General features: G+C 35.0%; 35 protein-coding genes. 1 reads left to right on the top strand and 34 read right to left on the bottom strand.

Annotated elements, in window-relative coordinates; genetic code table 11:
• Positions 1 to 5: 5 nt before the first annotated feature.
• The 27 genes from nth to M2098_RS00960 form a co-directional block, all read right to left on the bottom strand.
• Positions 6 to 659: an endonuclease III gene (nth, locus tag M2098_RS01090; protein ID WP_280680715.1), complete on the bottom strand. Its 654-nt coding sequence runs from the start codon at positions 657 to 659 to the stop codon at positions 6 to 8.
• The gene (locus M2098_RS01085) at positions 659 to 1,201 is read right to left on the bottom strand and encodes a DnaD domain protein (protein ID WP_280680718.1); all 543 of its coding nucleotides are present in this window, start codon (positions 1,199 to 1,201) and stop codon (positions 659 to 661) included. The genes nth and M2098_RS01085 overlap by 1 nt, the downstream gene beginning before the upstream one ends.
• The gene (locus M2098_RS01080; RefSeq protein WP_280680719.1) at positions 1,201 to 1,656 is read right to left on the bottom strand and encodes a hypothetical protein; all 456 of its coding nucleotides are present in this window, start codon (positions 1,654 to 1,656) and stop codon (positions 1,201 to 1,203) included. The genes M2098_RS01085 and M2098_RS01080 overlap by 1 nt, the downstream gene beginning before the upstream one ends.
• Positions 1,657 to 1,658: 2 nt before the next feature.
• On the bottom strand, positions 1,659 to 2,339 hold the full coding sequence (locus M2098_RS01075) for a 5'-methylthioadenosine/adenosylhomocysteine nucleosidase (protein ID WP_280680721.1): 681 nt from the start codon (positions 2,337 to 2,339) through the stop codon (positions 1,659 to 1,661).
• Entirely contained in the window at positions 2,336 to 3,040 is a 705-nt protein-coding gene (locus tag M2098_RS01070; protein WP_280680723.1) for a class I SAM-dependent methyltransferase, read from the bottom strand. The genes M2098_RS01075 and M2098_RS01070 overlap by 4 nt, the downstream gene beginning before the upstream one ends.
• Positions 3,033 to 3,374 carry a ribosome silencing factor gene (gene rsfS / locus M2098_RS01065; RefSeq protein WP_243833707.1) on the bottom strand — a complete coding sequence of 114 codons (342 nt, stop codon included), beginning with the start codon at positions 3,372 to 3,374 and terminating at the stop codon, positions 3,033 to 3,035. The genes M2098_RS01070 and rsfS overlap by 8 nt, the downstream gene beginning before the upstream one ends.
• On the bottom strand, positions 3,361 to 4,398 hold the full coding sequence (gene nadD, locus M2098_RS01060; protein ID WP_134167296.1) for a nicotinate (nicotinamide) nucleotide adenylyltransferase: 1,038 nt from the start codon (positions 4,396 to 4,398) through the stop codon (positions 3,361 to 3,363). The genes rsfS and nadD overlap by 14 nt, the downstream gene beginning before the upstream one ends.
• Positions 4,395 to 4,679 carry a ribosome assembly RNA-binding protein YhbY gene (yhbY, locus tag M2098_RS01055; RefSeq protein ID WP_134167298.1) on the bottom strand — a complete coding sequence of 95 codons (285 nt, stop codon included), beginning with the start codon at positions 4,677 to 4,679 and terminating at the stop codon, positions 4,395 to 4,397. The genes nadD and yhbY overlap by 4 nt, the downstream gene beginning before the upstream one ends.
• Positions 4,679 to 5,746, bottom strand: a complete 1,068-nt coding sequence (gene yqeH, locus M2098_RS01050; protein ID WP_134167299.1) for a ribosome biogenesis GTPase YqeH — start codon at positions 5,744 to 5,746, stop codon at positions 4,679 to 4,681. Before yqeH ends, yhbY begins: the two co-directional genes overlap by 1 nt.
• A complete protein-coding gene (locus M2098_RS01045; RefSeq protein WP_134167301.1) occupies positions 5,739 to 6,263 on the bottom strand; it encodes a YqeG family HAD IIIA-type phosphatase in 525 nt (174 codons plus the stop codon). Before M2098_RS01045 ends, yqeH begins: the two co-directional genes overlap by 8 nt.
• A 188-nt stretch (positions 6,264 to 6,451) precedes the next feature.
• Positions 6,452 to 7,009, bottom strand: a complete 558-nt coding sequence (locus M2098_RS01040) for a hypothetical protein (protein ID WP_134167303.1) — start codon at positions 7,007 to 7,009, stop codon at positions 6,452 to 6,454.
• A 29-nt stretch (positions 7,010 to 7,038) separates the two neighbouring features.
• Entirely contained in the window at positions 7,039 to 8,100 is a 1,062-nt protein-coding gene (locus tag M2098_RS01035) for a hypothetical protein (RefSeq protein WP_280680729.1), read from the bottom strand.
• Complete coding sequence (locus tag M2098_RS01030; protein ID WP_134167307.1) at positions 8,090 to 8,632, bottom strand: VanZ family protein; 543 nt, start codon at positions 8,630 to 8,632, stop codon at positions 8,090 to 8,092. Before M2098_RS01030 ends, M2098_RS01035 begins: the two co-directional genes overlap by 11 nt.
• Before the next feature lie 16 nt (positions 8,633 to 8,648).
• Complete coding sequence (gene rbfA, locus M2098_RS01025; RefSeq protein ID WP_134167309.1) at positions 8,649 to 8,996, bottom strand: 30S ribosome-binding factor RbfA; 348 nt, start codon at positions 8,994 to 8,996, stop codon at positions 8,649 to 8,651.
• A 2-nt stretch (positions 8,997 to 8,998) separates the two neighbouring features.
• Positions 8,999 to 10,831, bottom strand: a complete 1,833-nt coding sequence (infB, locus tag M2098_RS01020) for a translation initiation factor IF-2 (protein ID WP_134167311.1) — start codon at positions 10,829 to 10,831, stop codon at positions 8,999 to 9,001.
• Between the two features lie 8 nt (positions 10,832 to 10,839).
• Complete coding sequence (locus M2098_RS01015; protein ID WP_280680734.1) at positions 10,840 to 11,133, bottom strand: ribosomal L7Ae/L30e/S12e/Gadd45 family protein; 294 nt, start codon at positions 11,131 to 11,133, stop codon at positions 10,840 to 10,842.
• Positions 11,126 to 11,392, bottom strand: a complete 267-nt coding sequence (locus M2098_RS01010; RefSeq protein WP_134167315.1) for a YlxR family protein — start codon at positions 11,390 to 11,392, stop codon at positions 11,126 to 11,128. The genes M2098_RS01015 and M2098_RS01010 overlap by 8 nt, the downstream gene beginning before the upstream one ends.
• A gap of 11 nt (positions 11,393 to 11,403) precedes the next feature.
• Entirely contained in the window at positions 11,404 to 13,095 is a 1,692-nt protein-coding gene (gene nusA / locus M2098_RS01005; RefSeq protein ID WP_280680736.1) for a transcription termination factor NusA, read from the bottom strand.
• Positions 13,096 to 13,109: 14 nt separating this feature from the next.
• Complete coding sequence (rimP, locus tag M2098_RS01000) at positions 13,110 to 13,571, bottom strand: ribosome maturation factor RimP (RefSeq protein ID WP_243833708.1); 462 nt, start codon at positions 13,569 to 13,571, stop codon at positions 13,110 to 13,112.
• Between the two features lie 153 nt (positions 13,572 to 13,724).
• Complete coding sequence (locus M2098_RS00995; RefSeq protein ID WP_166667485.1) at positions 13,725 to 14,099, bottom strand: SseB family protein; 375 nt, start codon at positions 14,097 to 14,099, stop codon at positions 13,725 to 13,727.
• A gap of 1 nt (position 14,100) precedes the next feature.
• Entirely contained in the window at positions 14,101 to 14,832 is a 732-nt protein-coding gene (locus tag M2098_RS00990; protein WP_280680741.1) for a glutamine amidotransferase, read from the bottom strand.
• The gene (locus M2098_RS00985; RefSeq protein ID WP_280680743.1) at positions 14,829 to 16,142 is read right to left on the bottom strand and encodes a Mur ligase family protein; all 1,314 of its coding nucleotides are present in this window, start codon (positions 16,140 to 16,142) and stop codon (positions 14,829 to 14,831) included. Before M2098_RS00985 ends, M2098_RS00990 begins: the two co-directional genes overlap by 4 nt.
• Positions 16,143 to 16,212: 70 nt before the next feature.
• Positions 16,213 to 16,872 carry a DNA alkylation repair protein gene (locus M2098_RS00980; protein WP_280680744.1) on the bottom strand — a complete coding sequence of 220 codons (660 nt, stop codon included), beginning with the start codon at positions 16,870 to 16,872 and terminating at the stop codon, positions 16,213 to 16,215.
• Positions 16,873 to 18,003 (bottom strand): M15 family metallopeptidase, encoded by a 1,131-nt coding sequence (locus tag M2098_RS00975; protein WP_280680745.1) that lies wholly within the window; start codon positions 18,001 to 18,003, stop codon positions 16,873 to 16,875.
• 79 nt (positions 18,004 to 18,082) lie between these two features.
• Complete coding sequence (gene rpmF, locus M2098_RS00970; RefSeq protein ID WP_134167331.1) at positions 18,083 to 18,259, bottom strand: 50S ribosomal protein L32; 177 nt, start codon at positions 18,257 to 18,259, stop codon at positions 18,083 to 18,085.
• 11 nt (positions 18,260 to 18,270) lie between these two features.
• Positions 18,271 to 18,792, bottom strand: a complete 522-nt coding sequence (locus M2098_RS00965; protein ID WP_134167487.1) for a YceD family protein — start codon at positions 18,790 to 18,792, stop codon at positions 18,271 to 18,273.
• 192 nt (positions 18,793 to 18,984) lie between these two features.
• Positions 18,985 to 19,902, bottom strand: coding sequence for a nucleotidyltransferase (locus M2098_RS00960; protein ID WP_280680749.1), 918 nt, complete (start codon positions 19,900 to 19,902; stop codon positions 18,985 to 18,987).
• 78 nt (positions 19,903 to 19,980) lie between these two features.
• Here M2098_RS00960 and M2098_RS00955 point away from each other — a divergent pair, with 78 nt between their 5' ends.
• Positions 19,981 to 21,078, top strand: a complete 1,098-nt coding sequence (locus M2098_RS00955) for a nucleotidyltransferase family protein (RefSeq protein ID WP_280680751.1) — start codon at positions 19,981 to 19,983, stop codon at positions 21,076 to 21,078.
• Between the two features lie 11 nt (positions 21,079 to 21,089).
• Here M2098_RS00955 and M2098_RS00950 read toward each other — a convergent pair whose 3' ends face one another.
• The 7 genes from M2098_RS00950 to M2098_RS00920 all read right to left on the bottom strand — a co-directional run bounded on the left by M2098_RS00950 (position 21,090) and on the right by M2098_RS00920 (position 25,359).
• The gene (locus tag M2098_RS00950) at positions 21,090 to 21,587 is read right to left on the bottom strand and encodes a GNAT family N-acetyltransferase (RefSeq protein WP_280680752.1); all 498 of its coding nucleotides are present in this window, start codon (positions 21,585 to 21,587) and stop codon (positions 21,090 to 21,092) included.
• Between the two features lie 43 nt (positions 21,588 to 21,630).
• The gene (locus M2098_RS00945) at positions 21,631 to 22,497 is read right to left on the bottom strand and encodes an AraC family transcriptional regulator (protein ID WP_280680755.1); all 867 of its coding nucleotides are present in this window, start codon (positions 22,495 to 22,497) and stop codon (positions 21,631 to 21,633) included.
• A 93-nt stretch (positions 22,498 to 22,590) separates the two neighbouring features.
• The gene (locus M2098_RS00940) at positions 22,591 to 23,313 is read right to left on the bottom strand and encodes a YebC/PmpR family DNA-binding transcriptional regulator (protein WP_280680757.1); all 723 of its coding nucleotides are present in this window, start codon (positions 23,311 to 23,313) and stop codon (positions 22,591 to 22,593) included.
• A 138-nt stretch (positions 23,314 to 23,451) separates the two neighbouring features.
• The gene (locus tag M2098_RS00935; RefSeq protein WP_280680758.1) at positions 23,452 to 23,853 is read right to left on the bottom strand and encodes a hypothetical protein; all 402 of its coding nucleotides are present in this window, start codon (positions 23,851 to 23,853) and stop codon (positions 23,452 to 23,454) included.
• 57 nt (positions 23,854 to 23,910) lie between these two features.
• Entirely contained in the window at positions 23,911 to 24,453 is a 543-nt protein-coding gene (locus M2098_RS00930) for a putative immunity protein (RefSeq protein WP_280680760.1), read from the bottom strand.
• 10 nt (positions 24,454 to 24,463) lie between these two features.
• Positions 24,464 to 24,850: a hypothetical protein gene (locus M2098_RS00925; RefSeq protein WP_134167349.1), complete on the bottom strand. Its 387-nt coding sequence runs from the start codon at positions 24,848 to 24,850 to the stop codon at positions 24,464 to 24,466.
• A 146-nt stretch (positions 24,851 to 24,996) separates the two neighbouring features.
• A complete protein-coding gene (locus M2098_RS00920; RefSeq protein ID WP_280680763.1) occupies positions 24,997 to 25,359 on the bottom strand; it encodes a VOC family protein in 363 nt (120 codons plus the stop codon).
• Positions 25,360 to 25,827: the final 468 nt, after the last annotated feature.

Here is a 25,827-nt window from a genome sequence, read left to right as displayed (position 1 = left end):
CAATACTACTGTTTTGCTTTTTCTTTACGTTTATATGCTTCAAATTTATCTTTTTTACAAATTGATACAAATGGACATTCTTCACATTTTGGATTTCTAGCCATACAGAAATATCGACCAAAAAAGATAAATAATTGGTGTGCCATGTTCCATTCACTGCGTGGAATTTTGCGTTTCAATTTACGCTCTACAGTTTCTACACTATCACCAAATTTCGCAAACCCTAAACGTTTACTAATTCGTTCCACATGTGTATCCACTGGCATTGCTGGAATATCAAAATATTCAGTTTGCATCACACTAGCGGTTTTACGTCCTACTCCTGGTAATTCCGTTAACTTTTTAAAACTACTTGGCACATTTCCATCATAAACATCTGCTAATACTTTTGCACATGCTTTAATGTTTTTTGCTTTTGCATGATATAAGCCTAGGCGTGCAATATCTTTTTCAATGAGTTTTAAATCCCCATCAGCTAATGCTCGCGGTGTTGGAAAATGATGAAATAAAGCAGGCGTTACTTTATTTACAGCTTTATCGGTTGTTTGTGCACTTAAAATAATCGCGATGAGTAACTCGTAATCACTTGTATAATTCAATTCACAATGCGCATCTGGAAACATCTGTTGAAGTTTAGATAAGATAAAAGAGACATCCATTAGCGATCTCCCTTTTCATAATCTTCTTTTGTGAATCCTTTATTTTTCCATGCACGTAAAATTGCTTCTACGTATTCCATTTTCACCTTATTGTAAACAATGGCTTCACGAAGTGCATAATCAATCAATTGTAAATCATAGGTTGTCATCCATTCACTGAGCTTAGCAGTTTCACTTTGACTAAGTGGACGACCAAAACTATCTTCATATAGTTCAAATAAATCCATGAATTGTTTTTTATTCACCGGTTCATTATTGATGGACATCGTAAATAACTGATCCATGTTATATACAACTTTTCCATTGACCATTTCCATTTCCAAATATCCAACTTGGATTACATTGGCAATTAATTCATCTACTTCTTCCATGCTAAGTCCTAAGTTTTCGCTAGCAAGTTCCATCGTAAATTCCATTTGAAACTCATTACAAAAATCAATGTATAAAAGTAGAAATGCTTCTTGAATCGTAATATCTAAATGTTTTATTTCACTCAAGATATAATTCCGGTGATTAAAATATGGCATCTTTGCGATATTCATTAGCGTTGTCCTCCATTATAAAATAAGACTTCGTAGCTATCAAAGTCGATAATTAGCATTGTGCTACCTACTTCAGCTACATAAGCAACCCCTTCATATCCATATCCGATTTCCACACGTACATCCTTGAATTCATCATAGGTTTGCGCAATTTCATTTGCCTTTTGAAAATCGACATCGCTTTTCTTACGACTTGCGATTTTCTTTGCGTTTTCATCATAGATGGTATATGCACTATCACTTTCACAAGTAAAAGTTACATAACGAAAACTGTGACGCACAACTTGCTCACAAGCTTTATTCTTAGTTTCTATTTTACTTATGATGTTTTGATTTACTTCTTCATTTTTCATTACCGGACCACTAACGAATATTCCCATAAATGAGACGATAATGATCAAAAGTAAAAAAATGATAAAAGCTGTCAAACCAAATCGACGAAACATATCTCGCATAGTTAACTTCTTTCTACAAATTTCTCTACAAAGTCAGCATTTTGCTTTGTGGCATTTGCCAAGTTTACTTCATAGTCATTTTCACTATTATCTAAACATACGGTATCAGAAATAGCGCGTATTACGATACAAGGAATGTCTTGTTTATTACAAACACGTGAAATCGCTCCACTTTCCATTTCACAAGCAATAACATTTGTGAAATGACGATTGATGGAATTGATTTGTGATTTCTTTGATACAAACTGGTCTCCACTTGCAATGGTCCCAACATGTAAATTTCCACTTCCAATTTCAGGCCAAATCTTTTGCGCAAGTTGAATTAGAGTTACATATGAATATGAGTATTCTCCATATCCTTTATCCCCATCAATTGCACTTGTATCAAAATCATGTTGCACAAGTTTATCACCAACAACGATGTCTAGTATTTTTTGGTCTTCAGTAAATCCACCTGCAACACCTGTACTTAAAACATAACGTACTTTATATTGGCAAAGTAAAATTGCTGTTGTCATTGCAGCTTGTACTTTTCCAATTCCACTTTGTGCAAGTAAAACACGTTTTCCTGCTAGCTTTCCTTCAATTACAGGAATTTCCATTACTTTTTTTCTTTTCACACCCGTCATTTTTTGACTGATTGCTTCAACTTCACTACTCATAGCCGCTATAATACAAATCATGCTATGACCTCCTTTCGACAAATATAGAAATATTTTTCACCTTCTTGAATTCCTGGCTGTACAAAATCTGTATAGATTTCCACTTGGAATCCCAATTCGGTAAGTATTTGTGTAATTTGATCGGGGTTAAATACCCATTGTTCATGATGTTCATACTGTGTCGAACCATCTTTTTCATAAAATACAAAGTTATGTAACAAGCGATTTTCATCACTTATAATACTCCAAATAAAATCTGTATCATCTACTTTTCCTGCTTCATAGAACTCTTCTTTGAATTCATCCAAACGGTCTAATGCATGCATATCAAATAGAAAGATGCCATCATCTTCAAGATGGTCATAGACTTGTTTCAAGACGGATGCAATATGTTGTTCATCGATGTAATTCATACTATCACAGTAACAAATTACAGTATCATAGATACCTGCTTGGCTCATATCATACATATTCATGTATGCATAATCAACAAGTCCTTCTACATCTTTCTTACGTGCTTCATCAAGCATTTGATTAGATAAATCCGTTGCGACAAGTTGATATCCTGTTTTTGCTAATGCCAAAGAGATTTCTCCAGAGCCACAGGCAAGTTCTAACATGTTTTTTCCTTTTGCATATCTCTTGGTAAAGTCTACATATGCTTGAGTTGCATCATCATCTTTGACCAAACTATCATAATGCTTTGCCAGTTGGTTATACATGGGTTTCCAATCTTGGTAAATCACCATATAAGCGTTCTAATTTATAAACACTTCGTTCTTCATCTAAGAAGACATGGACGATTACTTCATCCGCATCGATTAAAATCCAACGTGAATTCTTATCCCCTTCAAAGTGGTGGATACGTAGATCGTTTTCTTTTAATGCATCTTCAATATTACTTGCAATGGCATACACTTGGCGTAAGTTATCTGCGCTTGTAATGATCACACGATCAATAAATGGGTTTAGTGATGTAAAATCATACATCATTACATCTTCCCCTTTTGTGTTTGCGATTGCTTCAAGTATCACTTGTACTTTATTTTCCATCATTGTATTGTTCTCCATAATATATTGCTTGATCTTTCTTTACTGCTTCATATCCTTTGTGGATATCTTGTTTACTTAATTCAATAAATGCAGATGTATCATAATCCCGCAAAGGGTCACACTTATCTGCTACATATAATAGTTTAGCATAAACGGACTGACTATTTCCTAAGACATGGTGCGCAATGGCTTCTAAAAGCTGTTTATTTTGCAAATGCAAGTAATGCTCACATACATATGCTCCCATAAATCCATGCCAAATACTCTCTTTTTGTTTTGCGACTTCTGGTGCAAGTTCTTGTAAAATCTTCAAACTATCTTCTTTATTAATTATCTTAAATTCTTTATTAATATCATGATAATAACCCATCAAGTATGCAAGTGTAGCATCAAGTTGATTACAAGTTGCTAGTTCTTTGCATACTGTTGCTACTGATACAGAGTGTTGATAGCGATACTCACTCATTGCATGTTTTAATATATCTTCATATAAGATATGTTTGCTGAAGTAATTTACAACTGCAGGATCCACATGACACAATTTTCCATTACGTATTTCACTAGAACTAATTGGAATATCTTCCATTTGCAAATACGTCAGTGTATATGGACTTTCACTTTTCTTTCCATCGCGGGCAAAGGCACATAAATTCACCATCTTTTGTAGCTGGTCAATATCTTTCCAAGCATGTAGTTGTTCTACCTGGTCGTTTCCTAAAATAAAGTAGAACGTATCCTTTGGATACAGTGTTTTTAGTTTTCGCACAGTATCTACTGTATAGTTTTTTGATGTACTACCTTTTTCGATATCACAAATCTTGTATGCATCAATTTTGTGAAAAGCAAGTTCTAACATCTTTCTACGATCATCATAGCTTGTTAGTTTTCGGTCTTTTAAAGGAGTTTGCTCACTTAAGACAAACCATACTTCATCTAGATGCAATTGTTGTAGTGCATGTTTTGCCATTGCCATATGTCCATCATGCACAGGATCAAAACTTCCACCTAATAAACCGATTTTTCTCATATTGTAATTAATTTCTTTTTACTTGGACGATATAAGACGATTACACGCCCCACGACTTGCACAAGTTCACTGTTTGTCATACTTGCTAAATCAAGTGCCATTTCTTTTACATTATCATCACAGTTTTTTAAGACTGTGATTTTAACAAGTTCATGTGCTTCTAAACTCACTTCTGTACTTTCCACTAAGTTGGCACTAAGTCCACCTTTTCCAATTTGTACCAAAGCTTTTGTATTTACTGCAAGCGCACGTAGCGCTCTTCTTTGTTTTCCATTTAACATTATATCATTGCCTTTCTAAGCAGTACGTCCACGTGTTTGTTTGCATATACATCAATACGTGATACATTTCCATGAATACAGAACCATCCAAGCCCTGCAATCACGATATCAATTTTATCTTCTTTTTTTGTGAATGATGTTTTCTTCATTTCACTTGCATCTTCTTCAATTGTAGGTGCGAGTAGTTCTCCTAAATGCTCACTCCATAAACGATCTGCATTTTCTGCTTTTGAACGATGAATCGCTAAACGATCCGAGAAATAACAAACACAGCTTACATCCTCACAATCAAATAAATCTAAACGAACATATCCTGCTAACGCCAAACTTTGATTTTGACGAAGTTGAAATTTCTTTGGATTTACTTCTTTGTGAAACATGACATCTTTTAATTGTGTTTCCGGAACATATGTCAAATAACTTTTTGTATTTACCATTCCTGGAGTGTCATAAAGTGTATATCCATCAAAAGGAATTGGGTTTAAATCTAGGGTTGTTCCTGGGTGATGGGAAATCGTTAGATCATGTGAGTGCATTAGTGCATTAAGTAGTGTACTTTTTCCTGCATTTGCATTTCCTAGCATGACAACATCACGTTGTTTACGATACATTGCAATCGCTGCTTCTACATCACTGACACTTTGTGCTTCTTGTTTATGTAAATTAGGTACTGCAATAATTCCAACGACTTGGATACCGTGTGTACGTAAACGGTTTTGAATAAAGTTTCCCATCTTACCAGCACTTGTTGTTTTTGGTAATAGATCACTTTTCGTACAGACAAGTAAAATATCTTTTCCCATAAAATGACGATTCATTCCAGGAATGATACTTGCTTCAAAATCCATAATATCCACAACCCATACAATCAATGCATCAAGTGCATTTACACTTTGCAATAAGGCATCATTATCGATTCCTTGTTGCATATTGATCATGACATCACCATAGTGTGACAAGCGATAACAACGCTTACAATACTCTTGATCCATGTTTTGGACAAAACCAATGGCATTTGGATTTTCTGTTTGGAGTGTAACTCCACAACCTTTACATATTTTACTCATCAAATACTCCTTTTTTAAGTATATTTTTCTTTTCTAAACGTTTGTATACAAAGTTTTCAAAAATACGATTTAGCTTTGTTGCTTTTATATCACGTTGTACAAGTGGTGCTGTATGAATGACATACATATGCATCCGTTTTGCACCTAAGACATCGGTCATTAATTGATCACCAACAGCAACCACTTTGTTTGCAGGAATATGATAATCACGTAGGATTTTCTTATACGTACGTTTTAATGGTTTATTGGCAAAACTATAAAATGGGACATGTAAGGCATCCGCAAATGTTTGTACCCGATTTTTATAGTTATTTGAAATCATACAAACTTGCATCCCACTTTGCTTTACCTTCTCAATAAAAGAAGCGGCAGCTTCACTTGGATGTGACTGGTCATGTGCAACCATCGTATTGTCGATATCACAGATCATCAATTGAAATCCTTGCTTTGCAAGTGCATCAACATCAATACTTTCGAAACTTCTCACATATTCATCTGGAATAAAGTATTTTAACATATTTCACGCTTCCTTTTCATTTGGTTATTTTACCATTGTTACCCCATTTTATCAATTTAATACGTAGTGAATTGAAACATGCATAATTTAGTGTTTTCCACCACATTCATGAAGCATAAGACAAAGAAAGGCATCAATCGTTTATAACCGATGATGCCTGTCGCTATAATTATTAAATCTATTTTCTTTTACATAGGTGCGATGATACGTTTTGAGACAATATCTTGGATATAGTTTTTTACTTCAATACGTACATCTGGTGCATGTTGTTGTAAATATGCAATCAATGCATCATGCTTATCTTCATCTAATTTAACAATCACTTGTCGATGTTTGCTTTGCAGCAAAACAAACTGTTTTGCGATTACCACACGGACAAGTTTTGGATATGCCTTATCATTTACATATAGTTTACCCTTATCAAGTTTTGCTATTGCATCTAAGTTTTTACCTAAGCTTGCTTTCCACTCTTTTTGCACTTGTAGATATGCATGCTCATTATCACGATATGCCCAAGTTCTTTTTTGAAAACCAATTAAAAAGATATCCACGATCAATAGAATACTTCCAAAGATAAGACTGCTAATTGTATACGTAAGTGTTGTTGCATAATAAAGTTGTGCAAACAAGAGTACACAAATCATGGTAAGTACGGCAATGATGATATTTACCAAGCGATACATACGAACATACACATACGTATCAATATGCTTGTTGGCGTAATCTAAGACGTCATCAAAGCTCATGGGCGTATCAAAGGTAAATATGTGGTTCATTATGCGATTTCGGTTGTTTCGTCGTTAAAAGCCCGGTATTCAAGTTTTACACTTAAGTGTTCATTGATATTCTTCAGTGCTTTAATAAACGCTTCCTTATCATAAATCGCTAGGTCCACATATGCATAAGTAGCTCCCATGGCACCACCAATACTTTTTGCAATTCCCTTTTCAAATAACAATTCATTAAACTTCTTTTCTAATGCTTGACGAAATAAAGCATCGCTTTCATTTCCATTTTGATTTTCATAATATACATAACCAAATTCTCCACCAAAATCAAAGAATTCATGACTTGTGACATATTGGTCTTGTAAGCTTTCTGCAATTAACACAGGATGTGTTGTAAAGATGATTTTCATGTCTTGACGCACTTCATCTTTAATCTTCTTTTCATCAAGTTTATAAACTCGATAAATTTGTGTTGGATCTTGATACATCGGCCATTCTTTTTCATCAATGATTTCCATTAATAGTTCATAAAATTGTGAAAGGACAACTTGTGAACCACCATGACGTTCTCTAACAATTTCATAACTTGCAATATATGCTTCAAGTGCACATTCCCCAATGAATAGTTGTAGCATATATACTGCTACTTCATTTGCTTTAGACTCATCCATAACTTCAAATGCATCACAATATACTTCACAGTGTAATGCTTTTGCATTCTCATCAATTTCATAGTACACCATGAAATCATTCGCTGTGTATTCTTTATCTTGTACACGTAAAATCGTGTGTAATGCTTTTGTTGATAAAGGCGGTAAATAACTATTTACAATCCATGTATCTAAAATTGCTTCAGGTGCTAATTGTTTTAGTAATACACCAATTAGTTGAACATTTTTATCTTGTCCACTTAAAAATGTAATTTCATAACTATCTTCTTCTTTTGCAATATCTAATTGTGAGTTAGAAAACTCTTCAAAATAGGTATTTAGAATTTTAGTAATCTCCGTTATTTCAGCTTCATCGTTGTGATCTAAAGCTCGTTCTAAGTTACTTCTTTCTTCTAAGAAGATTCGCCAAAATCGTTGTACTTGTTGTTTAATGTTCATCTTTTTTCCTTTCCGTATGTAACCATCGATAGAGTAAGTACCCCAATAATCCACCAAGCGTATTTAAGATTATATCATCAATATCACTAATGCCAACACGTAATACGTATTGTCCTAATTCGATATAAAATGAAAGCATAAAACTATACAAAATAACGCGTTTTACATTGATTCGATTCACAAAATGATGCAACATATACCCAAAAGGCATAAACCAGATAATGTTACCCATAATGTTGTAAATTAAATACATAAATGACTGCAAAGGGTACTGCAATGCAGCATAACGATAATTTTCAAACATGTGATAAAACGGAATATAATTGATGATTCCACTTTCATTACTAAAGAATCCTTCACGTATCACGGTAATGTAAAACAAATTGCATAAGTAAAATGCAAAAAGAAAAACATGCAGAGTTCTCTGACGTTTTTCTTTTTTACTTTGGCGGTAAATGAGCGTAATCCCACTTGCCACGATAAAGGACAGAAGTAGGCTATGCATCATCAAATCTACTATCCAATGTGTCATCGCCTGTCCCCCTTACTTATTTTTCTTTTTTGTGTAAATCGGCAATAATTTGCTCGATTTTATTTCCTTGTTCCAAAGACTCATCTAATACGAATTCCAATTCTGGAACTTTACGCATTGATAACGTTTTTGCAAGTTCGCTACGGATAAATCCTTTTGAACGATTTAGTGCATCCATTCCTGCTTCTTTTCGTGCATCTTTGCCTAAGAATGATACGTATACTTTCGCAAGTGATAAATCACTTGTTACTTGTGTATCCATCACAGTTACGAATCCAACTTTTGGATCTTTTACTGCACGTTGAATGATTTCACTAATGTTTTTTTGAATTAATCCAGCAACTCTTTCTTTTTTGATACTCATAACTAAGCCACCTCTACTTGTTGGTCTTCAAAGGCTTCGATGATATCTCCTTCTTTTATATCGTTAAAGTTTTCAATTGTTAAACCACATTCGTATCCGTTGGATACTTCTTTTACTTGGTCTTTGAAACGTTGTAGTGATCCTAATTTACCTGTGTAAATTACAACCCCTTCACGAATCAAACGGCATCCACTGTCACGACGAATGACTCCATCTGTAACCATACATCCAGCAATGGTTCCAACTTTACTAACTTTATATGTTTCACGCACTTCGGCTTGTCCAGTGATTACTTCTTCATATACTGGAGCTAACATACCTTTCATTGCGCTTTCCATTTCTTCGATAACTTTATAGATAATGTTGTGTAAACGGATTTGTACACCTTCATCTTCTGCTTTCTTACGAACTGCAGCATTTGGTCTAACATTAAATCCAACAACGATCGCCTGTGAAGCACTCGCTAACATAATATCACTTTCTGTGATGGCACCTGCAGTAGAACGAATGACATTTACACGTACACCATCAACATCAATTTTTTCTAGTGATGATTTTACAGCTTCTGCACTACCTTGTACATCGGCTTTTACAATAACATTAATCGATTGAATTTCACCTTCTTCAATTTGTTTTGCTAAGTCTTCTAAAGACATTGCACTTGAAGCGTTACGTTCTTCTTCCACACGTGCTTGTAATCTTGCTTCTGCAATTTGACGTGCTTTCTTTTCTTGATCAAAGGCTTTAAATACATCCCCAGCAATTGGAACTGAGTTAAGCCCAATAATTTCTACTGGTGTACTTGGTCCTGCAGTTTTGATTTCACGACCTAAGTCATCAACCATTTTACGTACGTGACCAAACGCTGTACCTACAACAATTGCATCACTTGCATGAAGTGTACCGTTTTGGATTAATAACGTTGCAACTGCACCACGACCTTTATCAAGTTTTGCCTCGATAACAGTACCTGTTGCCATTTTGTGTGGGTTTGCCTTTAAGTCTTGCATCTCAGCAACAACTAAGATGTTTTCTAATAAGTCATTTACTCCATCACCGTTTTTCGCACTTACAGGAACAAAGATTGTATCTCCACCCCATTCTTCTGGCATACATCCAAGTTCACTCATCTCAGACATAACACGGTCAGGGTTTGCCCCTTCTTTATCCATTTTGTTGACAGCAACAATCATTGGTACGCCTGCTGCTTTTGCATGGTCAACTGCTTCTTTTGTTTGTGGCATTACACCATCATCCGCTGCAACAACGATAACTGTTACATCGGTAACTTTTGCTCCACGTGCACGCATTGCGGTAAACGCCTCGTGACCTGGTGTATCTAGGAAAGAAACTTTTTTCCCTTTTACTGTAACTTGGTAGGCACCAATATGTTGTGTAATCCCTCCAAATTCACCTTCCGTAACTTTTGTTTTACGAATGGTATCCAGTAATGTTGTCTTACCATGGTCAACGTGACCCATGATAGTAACAACTGGTGGGCGGCTTTCAAGCAATTTTGGATCATCCTCTTCGTCTAATTCCTCAAAATTGTATTCCTCCACAATGTGTTCTTTTGTGACTTCAATGTTAAACTCCATACCAATAAGTTCAACGGTTTCATCATCTAGCACCGTATTAATTGTTGCCATATTCCCCATAAGGAATAAGAACTTAATAATATCAGATGCTTGCTTATGCATTAATTTTGCAAGTTCTCCTACAGTTGGTTGCCCACTGTATGTAATCTCAGTAACGACAATCTCAGGTTTCTTTTGTTCATGCCCTCGATTGTTACCTCTACGATTGTTATTTGGACGTCTTCTTGCTTTTGCCATATTGTCACCTATCCTTTCTTTTTCATCATACTATTTGCAAATCCACGATCTAATACACCCACTGCTTTCACATTGGCTCTACCAATCGCATTGCTCAACAGTGCACTACTATCTACAAAATCATATTTCACATTGTAGAAGTTGCACTTATCCATAATTTTCTTCTTTGTGTTATCTGATGCATCTTCAGCGATTAACACCAAATAACATTTCTTTGCACGTATTTTTTCAATTAATGTTTCTCCATAGGCAAGCTTACGTGCTGCATTTGCTATACCTAAGGTTCCGTAAATGTTACTCATGAATTAAACTTCTCAACTCATCATAAAGTGCATCATCAATGTCCACATTTAATGCACGTTTGAGATACCCTTTCTTCTGTGCTAAATCGATTGCTTCTTTTGAACGTTTCAAATATGCTCCACGTCCATTAGCTTTTCCGCTTTCATCCACAATCACCGTTTTTTCTGGTGTGCGAACCACGCGGATCAGTTCTTTTTTTGGAAGTTGCTCCTGTGTTGCAACACATTTACGTAATGGAATCTTGCGTTTTGTTTGCATCATTTACTCCTTTAGTCCTCGTCGTAGTAATCATCGAACTCATCAAAGTCGATGTCATCATCATAAACCCAATCTTTTTCTTGTTCTTGCTCTTGAGCTGCCTCAATTTCAGCAAGTTCTTCTTCTGTATAAATTGGTTTTAATTCGTAATCCTTTTCATTTGGATCAAATGTTGGTTTTGTGATTGGTTCATCTTCCACAAACAATTGATCTTCATCTGTTTTCTTCTTTTTCTTTTTCGGTTTCGCTTTTGGTGCATCTTCTTTTTTCGCTTCTAGAATTGTTTCTAGTTTTGATTTATATGCACGTTTTTCTTCTAAGTCGATTCCTTGTGCTTTCTTTTCTTTAGCAATACGTGCTGCCTTTTCAAGTTCTGTTTCAATCTTTTCTTCTGCAGCTTCTTCTACTTTTTCAAGTTCTTTATTTGTTTCTACTTCCACAGCAGTTGGTTCTTCTTTTGCCACTGTTTCTGGTACGAATTCTTCTTCAATGTATTCATCAGCGAACAATTCATCCACGTAATCCGCATCCACTCCAGCATCTGCAGCTTCTTGTTTTTGACGTTCTTCAAATGCTTTTGCTTGCTCGATTTTACGTTTTTCTTCTTTTTGGGCAGCAATTACTGCAGCTTCTTCAGCTGCCAATGTTTGCCAATCAATATCCATGTTTGCTGCATCACTTACAGATTTAATATCAATTGTTTGACCTGTAAGTTTTACTGCAAGACGTGCATTTTTACCTTTTTTACCAATTGCTAATGATAATTGATCATCTTCAACAATTACCATCAATCCGTTTTCACGGTTTGGGTTTTTAATAACTGCTAAGATATCTGCTGGTGCAAGTGCGTTTGCAATTAACTTACTAACGTCTTCACTCCATTCAAAGATATCAATTTTTTCACCTTTAAGTTCTTCGATAATGACTTGTACACGGCTTCCTTTTGGTCCAATACATGCACCAATTGGGTCAATGTTTTCATTGTGTGAATATACAGCCATTTTACAACGTTCCCCTGCTTCACGAGCAATTGCTTTAATTTCAACAATTCCTTGGTAAATTTCAGGAACTTCTTTTTCGAATAAACGTTTCACAAGAACAGGATCTGCACGACTTACAAGTACTTGCGCTCCTTTTGTTTCCTTGTTTACATCACTAATTACAACTTTGATGTGTTGCCCTTCACGATATGTTTCTCCTGGAATTTGTGCAACCATTGGCATAAGTGCAATTGTGCGACCAATATTCACTAAACAGAATTTTTCTTCTACGGTTTCTACAACCCCAGTCACAAGTTCTTCTAACTTATCAATATATTCATCATATACTGCTTGTTTTTGAGCTTCTCTTGTTTTTTGTTTCATTACGTTTTTCGCTAAGATGATCGCAATACGACCAAATGAAGTAATATCTACTTCTTCCTCAACGAACTCACCAAGTTCAAAGTCTTCTCTGATTTTCTTAGCATCTTCTAAAGAGATTTCTAATTCATCATCTTCAACTTCTTCCACAACTAAGCGTTGTGCAAATACTTTGATGTTGTTATCTTCAAACGATACACGAACATATGCATCTTGTAGTTCCACATGTTTACGGTACGCTTTAATTAGCGCTTCCTCTAGTGCATCGATGATTGTTTTTTCATCAATGTTGCGATCCTTTTCGATTTCTTGCATCGCTTTTACGAATTCTTTCAGTTTCATGACCAATTCCTTCCTTAAACTTTAACTGATAAACGAATAAGACCAATATTGTCTTTTTCAATCGTTATTTCTTTTTTTCTTGTTTTATCTACATATTCAACGACAATATCTGCTTCATTGACTTTACGTAAATATCCTTGGACTTCGTCCATTCCTGCTTTTGGATCTTTGAATTTCACGTATATGTATGAATCAATTGCAGCATTGATTTCTTCATCATTGCGAAGTTCACGCTCCGCTCCAGGAGAACATACTTCTAGATAGTATTCATATTGGATATTGTCTAGTGCATCTAATTTGTCAGATATCTCATTACTGACTTTCGCACATGTATCCAAATCCATTTTTCCATCCTTGTCCAAAATTGAAACTTGTAAGATTTTCATTGATCCATCTTGTGTCCAAATCACATCATATAGTGTACAATCATTGGCTTCCACAATTTCCTGAATCATCGTTTTTAGATTGTTTTCCAAGCGTTTTCCTCCCATAAGTAAAGTTAAGAGAGGGCTTGCGCCCTCTCGGTTTTTCTTATCAACATGGCTATACTACCACAAAAATCAGTATTTATCAATGTTTTGCATAAAATAATGCATATGAAGTACATTCATATTTTCCACTTAACGTTCCTAATTTAACGATTTTTTCAATAAATCAATAATTTCAGGACTAAATAGTAGTAATGCATGATCACTTCCTGGATTGATAACTACATCACGTTCTTTTAGTGTTTCAAGCAAATCAGCAGCATTTGCTTTAACATATGGAGAAGATTGCTCATTTAGAAAATTACTCAGCGAGTCTAAACTTAGAAAGATAGGAACGAATTCCAATCCTTCATAAATCATTGAGAACACTTGCAAGTTTTCACCTGTTTCAATTTTTGTATTTCCTGTTGTGCTATTTGCTAGTAAATATACATCATGGAGTAACATTTCATAAAAGAAGTGTTTTCTTTTATCTACATCATCACCAAGTAATTCAAACTTTTCTTCTAATGTCATCTTAAGCTCCTGCCATGCGTTTTTGCATGACTTCATGTGCGCGATTTTCTAACGTATCATCAAGTTTCGCTAATTGTACTTCACCATAGCGTTTCGCAAGTGCTTTGCTAATAATGAAGTCTGCTACTTCAGGATTTTTTGGCAACAATGGTCCGTGCATATACGTACCAAGTACTTGTCCATTGTAGAAACCTTCATAACCACCTTGATATTCATTTCCATGTCCATGCACTACTTTACCTAATGGATGTTCTACACCACGTGTTTGTCCACCGTGGTTTTCAAAACCAACAATGTTCACGGTTTTTCCATCCAATATCGCTTCAATCTCAATATTTCCGATGCAACGTCCAACACTTGAATCACTTGTTGTATAGTAATTAAAGATCCCTAGTCCTTCAATTTTATTATTGCTGTTGTCGATATAGTATTGACCAAAGAATTGGTAACCACCGCATATCAATAAAACAAATGTTTTTGCATCAATAGCATCAATAATATCTTGTTTTCGTGAAACTAAATCATCAAAGAGCAATCCTTGTTCGCGGTCTGCCCCACCACCGATAAATAATAAATCATAATCGCCAATGTGTTTTGATTCACCAATACCACATGTATCAATTTCAATTTCTATATGACGGTCCATACAACGTTTCTTTAACACTTGTATATTTCCACGATCTCCATATAAATCCATGACATCGTGATACATCCAGAGTACGTTTAGTTTCACTTTTCATTCCTCCTTAGAATTTTACGCATACTTTGTAATGCGGTATATGTTGCAATCACATATGCATGATCATCTAATTTCTTTAATTCGTCAATGGATCCTTCAAGACTTTCACACACAATCAAGTTCCCTTCATATCCTTCGTATTTCAAACGCAATGCCATATCGTATGCACGTTTTCCTGCACATATAATATGTTTTGTATGTGTGTCAACAAGCAAATCAAAGTGTGCATCCCATATCCAAGATACATCGGTTCCATCTTGGTCATTATCATTTAAGACAATAACGATATCCTTATCTTCTGGATCACGCATAATATACTTCATAACTTCGTTAGCCCCTGTTGGGTTTTTCACTAAGTTAAGTAATACATTACGTCCAATGTTAAACGACTCCATACGGCCATCTTTTAATTCAAAGTTTTTAAGTAACTCTTGTACACTTGCAAATGGAATATCCATCAATTTCGCTAATGCGATTAGCCCTGTAGCATTATAAATTGCATACAAAGCATCCTGTGGTGCATGAAAGGTTGTATTTTCTACGACAAAACTTTGTGTATCTAAGTTCACATCACTTGCTTGCACATAGCGTTCATTATGTCCGAACCCACAATTTGGACAAGCGAAATGTCCAATGTGTGAGTATTGATAATATGCATACTCCAGTTGGTGATTACAGCGAAAACAGAATTTTCCTTCACTTGCTTCATTACTGATCTCTTTACTTTCACTATTTTTATCTACACCAAAGAAATATACATGTGCTTGTTTTGATGTATCTGCCAAACGAACGACATTTGGATCATCTGCATTTAAAACCAAATCACCTTGGAAGTCTTCAAGTGCTTTACTTACTTTACCAACAACACTTTCCATTTCTCCGGCACGATCTAGTTGATCACGAAAGAAGTTATTAATAAGCACTTTTGTGACTGGAACACGTTTTAATACGTGAGGTACATTGAGTTCATCAACTTCAATAACTGCACAATCTGCATCCACTTGTAAATTCATCTTTGTATTACGTAAAAATAATGCTGCAATACCTACAAGTAGGTTATCTCCACGTACATTACAAATGACATGTTTGTATTTTTTTTGCATCAAACGATACACCATATTGGTTGTTGTCGTTTTTCCATTTGTTCCTGTAACCAAAATAATTTCTTTTGGATATTTTATTTTCTGTAGTATTTGTCCATCAAGTTTTAGTCCAATTTGTCCTGGCAGTGATCCTCCACGCCCGAGTAGTGACAATAGAAATCTTGATATTTTTACAACACATAAGGTTATTCTAGCTCGCATAATGTTCTCCTAAATTCATGTTTTATTATACCTTAGACAAGAGAAAAGACCAAGCGTATTGGCCTTTTGCTTAAATATATTTACTTGCTTCTTTAATACTTAGTTTTGCCATTTGACTTTGATATCTCTCTAGAAAGTCTCTTACCCAAGCTGGATCCGTTTTACTGTATTGGCGAAGTGCCCATCCGATTGCTTTATTAATAAAGAATTCATCACTACCAAAGTTATTCACGATAATTGTTTCTAGTAATTGTGTATTCGTTTTTTCTTTACGCATCAATTGGTGATCAATAGCAATACGACGCACCCAGAAATCTTCATCTTTAGACCATGCAATCATAATGTCATTTAAACGTTCATCCACTAAGCCAATCGAGCCGATGGTTAGATCTAAACTGTCCACACTATCCCACCATGAATTGGTTTGAACAAGTTTTTTTAATTTGTCGACATCATCAATGGTTAGTGCTTGTTTTTTCTTCTCTAAGTAGTAACAAGCAAAGTAATGCAACTCACGATATTCATCATCAAAGCATTCAAAAAGTAAGTCCCAGTCAATTTCTGGATTTGCTTCTAATTTTATGGCTTGATTATAGACATCTCTTCTTTCTTTCGTTGTTAAGCCTAAACAGGAAAACTGATTACGTAAATATGCTTCTTGTTGCTCAATTCTCTCTGGTCGTTTTATTTTTATTAATTCATCTTTTACATATGTATAAAGTTTGTGCATCTAATAATATCCTCCACCTTGTATTCCAAGGTATTCTTCTAAAGTTAGTCCACTTGCATAAATTGCAGGAGCATGACTTCCAACATAACGTAAATGCCATGGTTCTGCTTGATATCCTGTAATATGTTCTTTACCTGCTTGATAACGAACAATAAAGCCATATTCATGTGCATGTTGTGCAATCCATGATGCTTCTGGTTCACTAGTTAAAAGTTGTCCATTTGGACTAATTAAATCAAATGCCAGTCCACTTTGATGCTCACTATGACCTGCTCGTGCAGAAAATGTATCCGTCGCTGCTTGTCCATAGCTAGCCACATAATTCCAATAGAGTTGATTTTGATACGAGTAACTGCGATAACCACTATAACTATCTAAGACTTGTAAGCCATTTGCACGCATGCCTGCAATGAGTTGTTGTAAAGCATATACTGCTTCTCCATTTACTCCTGGTGCATAACTTGCTGGCAACCCATATTTCTTATTTACCACAAGTATTCCTTGAACATAGGTTGGTTGAACACTAGTTTGTTCAATTACTGGCTGTGGTTGTATTACCGGTTGTTCTATTGGCTGTGGAATTGGTTGTGGTTTTTCACCTATATGCACGGATATAGTTTTATGTATCGCATTTTGATATGCATCAGTGACACTCACATATGCCTCATATGTTCCAGTTAGAGCAAAATCAACCTTACTTGTATCGATATCCATATGCACACCACTTAAGTCAGTTGCCTCAAAGTGTTGATAAAAATCATAATCACTTGCACCATAAGCGACTTCAATTGCCTCTACTTCTTTGGTCAGTGTTGGTGCTATTGTATCTTGTACTTCTAATGTTACAGTTGCTTTTTGTGTTGAATCTTCTACAGGATAACTAATCACAATTGGATACAATCCAACTGCAGGATATGTATTTTCATCATATGTAATCTTTGATGTATCCATTGTTGCTTGCTTTAGTACATCCTTGTCTTCACAAGATAGAAAATCACTTACTTTAAGATTTAGTGTTTCTCCATATTCTATGCGTAGTATCTTACGATACACAGTTACATCCGGTGTATCTTCACTACTGCTACATCCTATAAGTAAAAAAAGCAACAACACACAATATACTTTTTTCATAATCTGTCCCTCTTACAAACATTTTAGCACGAAAAAAAGCAGTTACAAACTGTAAGCTGCTTTCATCACTCTAAATTAACTATTTTGCTTCTGGAACGATTTGTTTACCATTGTAGTTTCCACATTCACACATTCTGTGTGGACGCACATAATCACCACAAGCTGGACATGTTGTCAATGTAGGTTTCACTAATTTATAGTGCGTTCTTCTTTTTGCTTTTCTGTGTTTAGAACCACGTCTTTGTTGAACAGCCATAAATACCTCCTCTAGTCTTCTTCGATCTTAAACTCGGCTAGCTTTGCTAATCGAGGATCCACTTCATCTTTTTTACGTTTTTGGTAATCACTTTCGCTAATTACCTCCCAACCTTCTCCTTTTGGATATTCCTTAATATCGTCTTTAACAACTTTTAAGGGAACTTCCATCATGATATCTTGGAAAATAATCGGCAATAGTTCAATTACATCACCTTTAGCTTCGTGTAAGTCTTCAGTATCATCTACTTTGCGAAACGCAAATACTTCAGTAGGTTCAATATCAAATGGATAAGGAACATCTTCATTCGTAATTGCACAAGGTAAAATCATTTCGCCACTGATTTCCATGTCTACTGTGACTAAGTCACTTTTTCCATCGTAATCAAGACTACCTTCAACATGCACATCCTTCAGGTCGCGTAGTTGGTGGATTTTCGCAAAAGTCTCTTTCGGAAATGTTAAATCTTCTTGAAAAGAAATAACTCCATCTTTTGTATTTAACAAGTCATTCTTTGACCATTTCACGATCATCACCTCATTGCCTGCCTAAATATTATAGCAAAAGTCGACGATAAGTCAACAAAAGATTGGGATATTTCCACACCAAAAATCGTTGCTGTTTTTCGCACTTTTGATAATATACTTCCCTATCTTATAACACTTTTCAAAAAAGGCAAGAAAAAACACCAAAGATTTATGACCTTTGATGCTTTTATTACATTCTTATTTAGACCAAAGTGGTACTGGATACTTACCTTCATCGATAAGTTTTTTAATTCCTGCTTTTACTTTTGGTTTATCTTCTTGATAGGTTACACCATACCAAGAATCATTACTTGATAATACATTAACACTTACTTTGTTTTCACGAACCATTTTCCCTACTTCTTTTGGAATAAAGAATTCTGATTTTAGTAAGTTTGATGGTACTTCTTCTTTAAAGAAATTCACAAAGTCTTCTTTCATATATTGAATGAAGTTTGGATTGAATCCCCAGAAGTTTAATGAAACTAGACGATTTGGATCTAATTCATGGTAAGTTGCTCCTGCATCTTCTGTATAAAAGATATGTCCATCTTCACGTTTTTCAATACTTGTTAGTTCTTGAATGTCACTTAATTTATTGTTTTCTACATTACATACACCACGCGCAACACTTCCATTATCACTTACTGTATTTTGTAGTAAGTAACCAACCATTGCATAGTTATCTTCATCTGTATTATTTACTAAGAAGTCATGGATTTTTACGAATGCTTCTTGTCCATAGTAGTCATCCGCATTAATTACACAGAAAGGTGCATCAATGACATCTTCACAGCATAATAAAGCATGTCCTGTCCCCCATGGTTTTTCACGTCCTTCAGGAATACTGCATCCTTCAGGAATTTTTGTCATATCTTGGAATACGTATTTTACTGGGAAATGTTCAGCGATTTTGTTTCCGATTGCTTCTTTAAAGTCTTTTTCAATTGCTTCTTTGATAATAAAGATAACTTCATCAAATCCAGCACGTTTTGCATCGAACACACTTAGTTCGAGAATAATTTCTCCATTAGGTCCGATTGGATCGATTTGTTTTAACCCTCCATAGCGACTCCCCATTCCAGCCGCTAACACAACTAAACTTGTTTTTTTCATGTTTTATTTACCTCTTCTAGACACTATTCTATCATATTCCTAATTTTATTTGCACTTGAAATCCTATATACTATATATATGAGAAAATTAACAGTATGCGGAATCGTATGTGAATACAACCCTTTCCACAATGGACATATCCATCATATCCAACAAGCCAAAGCCATCAGCAAATGCGATGTGCTTGTTTGCATCATGAGTGGTAATTTCGTTCAGCGTGGAGAACCTGCGATTATCGACAAATGGGAACGCACAAAAATAGCACTTGATTATGGAGTAGATATCGTTGTTGAACTGCCTTATATTTATGCAACGCAAAGTGCCAACCACTTCGCAAAAGCAAGTATTGATATACTAAAAATGATGCAAGTTGACTGTATTGTCTTTGGAAGTGAATCCAATGATGTATCTTTTTTACATTCCTTAGTCGCAAAAGAAAAACAACTTATTAAAAAGCCAGGACAGTCGAGTGCAAAAGCTTATGAAGAAATGTTTGGTGACTTATCACCAAATGATATTCTTGGTTACAACTATATCAAAGCCATAGGTGATGCTCCTATTGCAGCCTATACAATTCAACGCACCAATGCATATCATGGCAAACAGCTTACAGGAAGTGTATCTAGTGCAACAAGTATTCGTAATCAAATTGCTAACCAACAAGTTGTTTCAAATACAACACCAATGACAAACTTAGATGATCGCTTTCTTATGGAACACTACTTTCCCTTTATCAAGTATCAACTTCAAGTACTATCGAAACAAGAACTTGCATCGATTTTCTTAATGGATGAAGGTATGGAAAGTCATTTATACAAACAAGTAGAACTTGCAGACAGTTATGATGACTTTATCAAACGTGCTATCACGAAACGTTACACGAAAGCAAGCATCCAAAGAAGTTTGATTCATTTGCTTACTCACACCACAAAACAAGCGGCAAATAGCTTACCTACACTGGATTACGTACGCATTCTCGGGTTTAATCAAATAGGGCAAAACTATCTAGCAAATATTAAAGAGGATGTCCACCTAGCAAGTAGTTTTGGACAAATCCCACAAGTCTATCGCGATATGGAATATAAAGCTGCACAAGTCTATGCAAGTGTACTCCCACTAGATAAACAAGCTGCTTTTATTAAAAAGGAAATCCAACAGCCAATTATAAAAAAATAGACCCTATCAGTCTATAATTTATATTTATATAAAGCGGTTAAATAACCTTTACCTAAATCCACGATTTCAACAAGTGTGAAACCATTACGTTCATAATATGCACGTAGTGGTTTTTTATATGCGCGCACATCAAGTTTTACAACAGCATATCCTTGTTTACGTCCAAGTTCTTTAAAGTAATCTAACATCATAGTTGATATACCTGATTTACTTGCTTCATCTAAGACCATAACTTTGTGGATATATAATGCTTCTTTTGGTTTATCATGCAGCCAATACGTTGGATCATAATCAACCACACTAAACGTTGCCACCGGTTTATTATCACGATATACAATATGGAAGTTCGTAATATCATAATCCTTAGATAAGGCACCCCATGTGACTTCCTCTAGTTCCCATTGCACAATATCTTTTGCGGCTAGTTCATGTACTTTTGTCGTTAATAGGTTTTCCACAACCATTTCATCACCAGGTTGTGCCTGTCGAATTTGAATATCATATTTCATAAAAACAGTGTAGCAAACCTGCATAAAAAAAGAAAGAAGGACTTTACATCTTCTTTCTCACAGCAATCCAAATTTCACTGTATGCTTCTTGTTGATTTGCATCCAAAAACTTCGTAAAAGAGATCTCTGGAGCTTCTACAAGCTCATACGAACTTGCCGGTAGCCAAATCGAGGCAATATTAGCCCAAGTATCTTGAAGCGCTTTAGGAAAGGCACCACGACTTGGGAAAATTGCCCAAGTATGTGCAGCAACGCTTTTCGCTTGTAACGAAATTGGCTGATGTAAACTTGTCGTTAAAGCTCCAATCATATGTGTTAACGTTCCTTCTTCCTTTGTGCGGTCGCCTGTAAAGTTAAATGATGCATTTACGACCTGGTTTGGATACATATCCATGTATTTATGTATTTCTTCTCTTTGCTTTTCCTTAATCGATTGTGCTAATTTTACGATTTCATCATTGACTCCAGAAAACTGCAAAGACACTGTTCGACTGACTCCCACGATTGTAAAAGCAGGTTTTTCTTCAATCCGATATTCCATTTCTTGTCCTCCTGTTACTTGTATCTGAAAGGATAGCCTTGGAAACTCTTTATGAACATGATTTACCACAATATCGCTGGGTGTATAATTTGTCCATTGTTTAATTGCGCGTGTAAATCCATCCAATGAATCATAACCATAATCATATGCTACATCACTTATACGATAGCCTTCATGTAATGCTTCAATCGCTTGACTCAAGCGACGCAAACGAATGTATTGCGTAATAGAAACACCCGAAATAAAACTAAATGTCCGTTTTAAATGATATGCACTCATACCGAATTTCTTTGCAAGTTTATCAAAATCTACCGTTTCATATAAATGCTCTTCTATGTAATCTACAACCTGATTTAATACTGTAATCATATGACCCTCCTTTCATCTACAGTGTAAAACAATATATGTCCTTTGACTCGACAATTGTTAGACCTTTTCTATCGTACGAAAAAAGAACTCTAATTAGAGTCCTTCTACGTTGTGGTATACGTTTTGTACATCATCAACATCATCAAGTAATGTTAATAAACGTTCAAATAGCATTTTGTCATCACCTTCAAGCGTTACGTATTCATTTGGTACCATTGTTTGTTCTAGCACATCAAATGTTACGTCAGGAATCAATGCTTCGATTTCATCCTTCGCTTTGTATAAATCTTGTGGTGCGACAGTTACTGCCATGTGTCCATCTTCTATTTCAATTTCTTTAACATCAACATCAGCTGTTAATAAAGTTTCTAGCATTGTATCTTCATCTTCATATGCAAAGACTAGTTGTCCTACACTTTCATAGTTAAATGATACAGAACCACTCACTCCAATTTTCGCTTTTGCTTTGTTGAAAGCTCCACGTAAATCTGCAATGGTACGGTTTGCATTATCCGTTAAACATTCAATAACGATTGTCGCAAGACCACCACTACCAAATCCTTCATATACTGAACTTTGATAGTTTTCGTCACTTCCACCTTTAGCTTTATCAATCGCACGTTTAATTACATCCGCAGGTACTTGATTCGCTTTTGCTCTTTCTACAACTTTCTTTAAGTTGGAATTCATTTCAGGATCTGGTTCACCATTCTTTGCAGCTACATAGATCTCTTTTCCAAATTTTGAATAAACTTTTGTTTTTGCAGCAGCCGTTTTGGCCATGCTGGCTTTTCGTACTTCAAAGGCACGTCCCATAGTTATCACTCTCCAAATCGTACCTATTATAACAAATAAGTGTCTCTGGCACAATTTCCAAATACATAAAATATAAATTTTTTATCCTAACTAAAAAAAGATATATAGAATCTTCATTCTATATACCTTGTGGTTTTGTTATTTCTTTGTTTGCTCAAATTGCTTATCAATAAACTTACTCAACTTACTTGCAAGCTTTTTATCTTTTGCTTCTTGATACCCATGTTTTGCATTTTGGTTGTTTCGATAATACACCGTTCCATCCTCACAAACATAGTACGTATGAATTACATTTTTCATCGATATATAGATTCCATGTGCATCTCCTGGCGTTTGCTCAGTATCCACAAAATCTAAATCATTGATAATTGTTGATATTTCTTCATAACAGCTTTGATCAACTTCAATAGTTTTATGTAAATCTTGTATATGACTAAATTCCATATTTTCAATTTTCTCTGCTTTGATACTTTTTGATACACAACCTACCAATAACATGGTGCAAACAAGTGCACATAATCCTTTTCTTTTATATCCCATATAACACCTCTACTACTATTAATAGCATACAAACTGTATTAAGTCAATCATACAGTTTTATTCTTGTAGAAATGATGCCCAAGTGCGTGGTGTATCACCTTTGTGTATCACCCAATATTGCAGTGCTTCTACATATGCATCTACTTGCTTTTGAATATATGGCTTACAGTTCTCGATTCCATATTGATGAACCATCGCTGTAATTTGATATATTGGTAAGCCCAAAGCATGTGTGGGTGTATGAACAACACTACATGCTTGCCCAATCGCATGACATAATGCAATATCTTTTTTATCATCTATTGTTTTGGCAAATGCGTGTATATCAAGTATCATCCGTTTTGCTTCTGGCATTTTGCACTTCCCTTGTGCCCAACATGTCGCTTTATCAACCACGTCTGAAATAATTGATGCATCTGGATATCTTGGTTGTAATTCTTGTGCTAATCGATTTGCATAATCTAGACCCCACAAAACAACCACTTGACGCCCTGCTTGTTTACATGCTTGATCTAATGGATGCAACAATTCACTATCTTGTCCAATCAAAATTGTATTCTTTCTTTTATATCTTGCTTCAATTTCTGTAAACCAGTCCATAGTTCTCCTTTTAGTCGTTTTCGATTAATGGCACAATACTTTCTGGTTTAAAGACAATTTCATAACGATACTTATTGCTATCTACCCAGTCTAATTGTTCCACTGTATAACTTGTGTTGTCTGAAAGCCCAAAGTAATGTACTTTGTATTGATCTTTTCCAAGTTTACATGTAACTTCCAAGCGTTGTGCTTCATTGTTGGTTTCTACTGAACAGTTACCTTCCGCTTGAAATAAATACTCACCAGTAATGTTATTAATAAATACGATTCGTCTAAGAATCTTGAATTGTTCAGCATCTTTTTTGATGTTCTCTGTTACTACATCTGCATCTGAATCACATGCAACAAGTCCAATTCCACACAAAAGGACAAGTACTAAAATTTTTACTTTTCTCATTTTATTCCCTCTACTTTATATCTACATTTTAGTATATTTCTTTGAAATATACACGAGAAAACAAGAGATAATAAAAAAAAATCCTCCGCACGATGCAGAAGAATTTTTAATTTTCACCAGTTCTACAAACTAGAATTTGGCAATTATTAAGCCATCTCAACTATCACTATCTCGTTTCCATCGATATCGTTTAAGCGAACTTCGTAAGTTCCCCAATCATATCTAATAGCCTCAGACATTGAAACCCCTTTTTTCTTCAAATATTTCATTGTTGAATCAAGATTTTCTGTTTGAAAAACGAAAGATTGATAACCTGTTGGTTGTGTGTCGAACACTTCGCAATCCCAGATGCAAAGAGTGGGTGCTTTCTCTATAAAACCAAGATAAACTCCATTTGAATCGTCCACATCTGTCTTAATAAAGGGGATTTCTAATATATATCTATAAAACTCAATAAGCTCTTTTGCTTGCTTAGAAAAAATATTGGTGCAATAGTATCCTGTTATCATTTTCTTACCTCGCTAAGTTCAAATTAATTTAATTATACGATGAAAAAATAGAAAAGACTATAGTATATCCTCCTATTCATATTCTCAGGCTTTTTCGTCACTTTCAATTAAATCTACAATATCTTGCAAGGAAGAATTTGCCGCTCCACCACTAGAAAAATGGAAAAGATAAAAACGCAATTATAAATTATATATTACGCTATATTGGAAGACCTGCAATGCTACAAAATAGAATTATCCATTACAACAAAGATAAAAAAAACAATCAAGTATTATTATGATGAACATAAAACAAATGAACACATTGAAGTATAAGAACATGTATTTCTATTTATGAAAAAACTTCTTCTTCATATTCCCGAACAACAATTTAAAATAATTCGCTATTATGGAATATATGCAACATGTAATCATTCTCATAATGAGAAAATGAAAGTCTTACTTCCACGATTAGGAAAAGCAAAAGCT

Origin of the sequence: Breznakia sp. PFB1-19 (assembly GCF_029893935.1) — a bacterium.
Lineage (GTDB): Bacteria > Bacillota_I > Bacilli_A > Erysipelotrichales > Erysipelotrichaceae > Breznakia > Breznakia blatticola.
The sequence above is the reverse complement of the archived record's forward strand: the minus strand, read 5'-3'. Positions and strand labels throughout refer to the sequence as shown.

Coding starts and splice junctions, on each gene's coding strand:
- yhbY (WP_134167298.1), bottom strand. CDS start 4,679: ATGTTAAATGGAAAACAAAGAAGAGCGCTACGTGCGCTTGCAGTAAAT.
- M2098_RS01015 (WP_280680734.1), bottom strand. CDS start 11,133: ATGAGTAACATTTACGGAACCTTAGGTATAGCAAATGCAGCACGTAAG.
- nadD (WP_134167296.1), bottom strand. CDS start 4,398: ATGAGAAAAATCGGTTTATTAGGTGGAAGTTTTGATCCTGTGCATGAT.
- M2098_RS00935 (WP_280680758.1), bottom strand. CDS start 23,853: ATGGGATATAAAAGAAAAGGATTATGTGCACTTGTTTGCACCATGTTA.
- M2098_RS01045 (WP_134167301.1), bottom strand. CDS start 6,263: ATGTTAAAATACTTTATTCCAGATGAATATGTGAGAAGTTTCGAAAGT.
- rpmF (WP_134167331.1), bottom strand. CDS start 18,259: ATGGCTGTTCAACAAAGACGTGGTTCTAAACACAGAAAAGCAAAAAGA.
- M2098_RS00955 (WP_280680751.1), top strand. CDS start 19,981: ATGAGAAAATTAACAGTATGCGGAATCGTATGTGAATACAACCCTTTC.
- M2098_RS00945 (WP_280680755.1), bottom strand. CDS start 22,497: ATGATTACAGTATTAAATCAGGTTGTAGATTACATAGAAGAGCATTTA.
- nth (WP_280680715.1), bottom strand. CDS start 659: ATGGATGTCTCTTTTATCTTATCTAAACTTCAACAGATGTTTCCAGAT.
- rbfA (WP_134167309.1), bottom strand. CDS start 8,996: ATGAGTATCAAAAAAGAAAGAGTTGCTGGATTAATTCAAAAAAACATT.
- M2098_RS00960 (WP_280680749.1), bottom strand. CDS start 19,902: ATGAAAAAAACAAGTTTAGTTGTGTTAGCGGCTGGAATGGGGAGTCGC.
- M2098_RS00980 (WP_280680744.1), bottom strand. CDS start 16,872: ATGCACAAACTTTATACATATGTAAAAGATGAATTAATAAAAATAAAA.
- M2098_RS00940 (WP_280680757.1), bottom strand. CDS start 23,313: ATGGGACGTGCCTTTGAAGTACGAAAAGCCAGCATGGCCAAAACGGCT.
- infB (WP_134167311.1), bottom strand. CDS start 10,831: ATGGCAAAAGCAAGAAGACGTCCAAATAACAATCGTAGAGGTAACAAT.
- M2098_RS00925 (WP_134167349.1), bottom strand. CDS start 24,850: ATGAGAAAAGTAAAAATTTTAGTACTTGTCCTTTTGTGTGGAATTGGA.
- rsfS (WP_243833707.1), bottom strand. CDS start 3,374: ATGATGGAAAATAAAGTACAAGTGATACTTGAAGCAATCGCAAACACA.
- M2098_RS00995 (WP_166667485.1), bottom strand. CDS start 14,099: ATGACATTAGAAGAAAAGTTTGAATTACTTGGTGATGATGTAGATAAA.
- M2098_RS01040 (WP_134167303.1), bottom strand. CDS start 7,009: ATGAGCTTTGATGACGTCTTAGATTACGCCAACAAGCATATTGATACG.
- yqeH (WP_134167299.1), bottom strand. CDS start 5,746: ATGAGTAAAATATGTAAAGGTTGTGGAGTTACACTCCAAACAGAAAAT.
- M2098_RS01070 (WP_280680723.1), bottom strand. CDS start 3,040: ATGTATAACCAACTGGCAAAGCATTATGATAGTTTGGTCAAAGATGAT.
- M2098_RS00920 (WP_280680763.1), bottom strand. CDS start 25,359: ATGATAACAGGATACTATTGCACCAATATTTTTTCTAAGCAAGCAAAA.
- M2098_RS01035 (WP_280680729.1), bottom strand. CDS start 8,100: ATGAACATTAAACAACAAGTACAACGATTTTGGCGAATCTTCTTAGAA.
- M2098_RS00950 (WP_280680752.1), bottom strand. CDS start 21,587: ATGAAATATGATATTCAAATTCGACAGGCACAACCTGGTGATGAAATG.
- M2098_RS01010 (WP_134167315.1), bottom strand. CDS start 11,392: ATGCAAACAAAACGCAAGATTCCATTACGTAAATGTGTTGCAACACAG.
- M2098_RS01080 (WP_280680719.1), bottom strand. CDS start 1,656: ATGCGAGATATGTTTCGTCGATTTGGTTTGACAGCTTTTATCATTTTT.
- M2098_RS00975 (WP_280680745.1), bottom strand. CDS start 18,003: ATGAAAAAAGTATATTGTGTGTTGTTGCTTTTTTTACTTATAGGATGT.
- M2098_RS00985 (WP_280680743.1), bottom strand. CDS start 16,142: ATGCGAGCTAGAATAACCTTATGTGTTGTAAAAATATCAAGATTTCTA.
- M2098_RS01030 (WP_134167307.1), bottom strand. CDS start 8,632: ATGACACATTGGATAGTAGATTTGATGATGCATAGCCTACTTCTGTCC.
- M2098_RS01085 (WP_280680718.1), bottom strand. CDS start 1,201: ATGAATATCGCAAAGATGCCATATTTTAATCACCGGAATTATATCTTG.
- M2098_RS00930 (WP_280680760.1), bottom strand. CDS start 24,453: ATGGACTGGTTTACAGAAATTGAAGCAAGATATAAAAGAAAGAATACA.
- M2098_RS01075 (WP_280680721.1), bottom strand. CDS start 2,339: ATGATTTGTATTATAGCGGCTATGAGTAGTGAAGTTGAAGCAATCAGT.
- nusA (WP_280680736.1), bottom strand. CDS start 13,095: ATGAAACTGAAAGAATTCGTAAAAGCGATGCAAGAAATCGAAAAGGAT.
- M2098_RS00965 (WP_134167487.1), bottom strand. CDS start 18,792: ATGATCGTGAAATGGTCAAAGAATGACTTGTTAAATACAAAAGATGGA.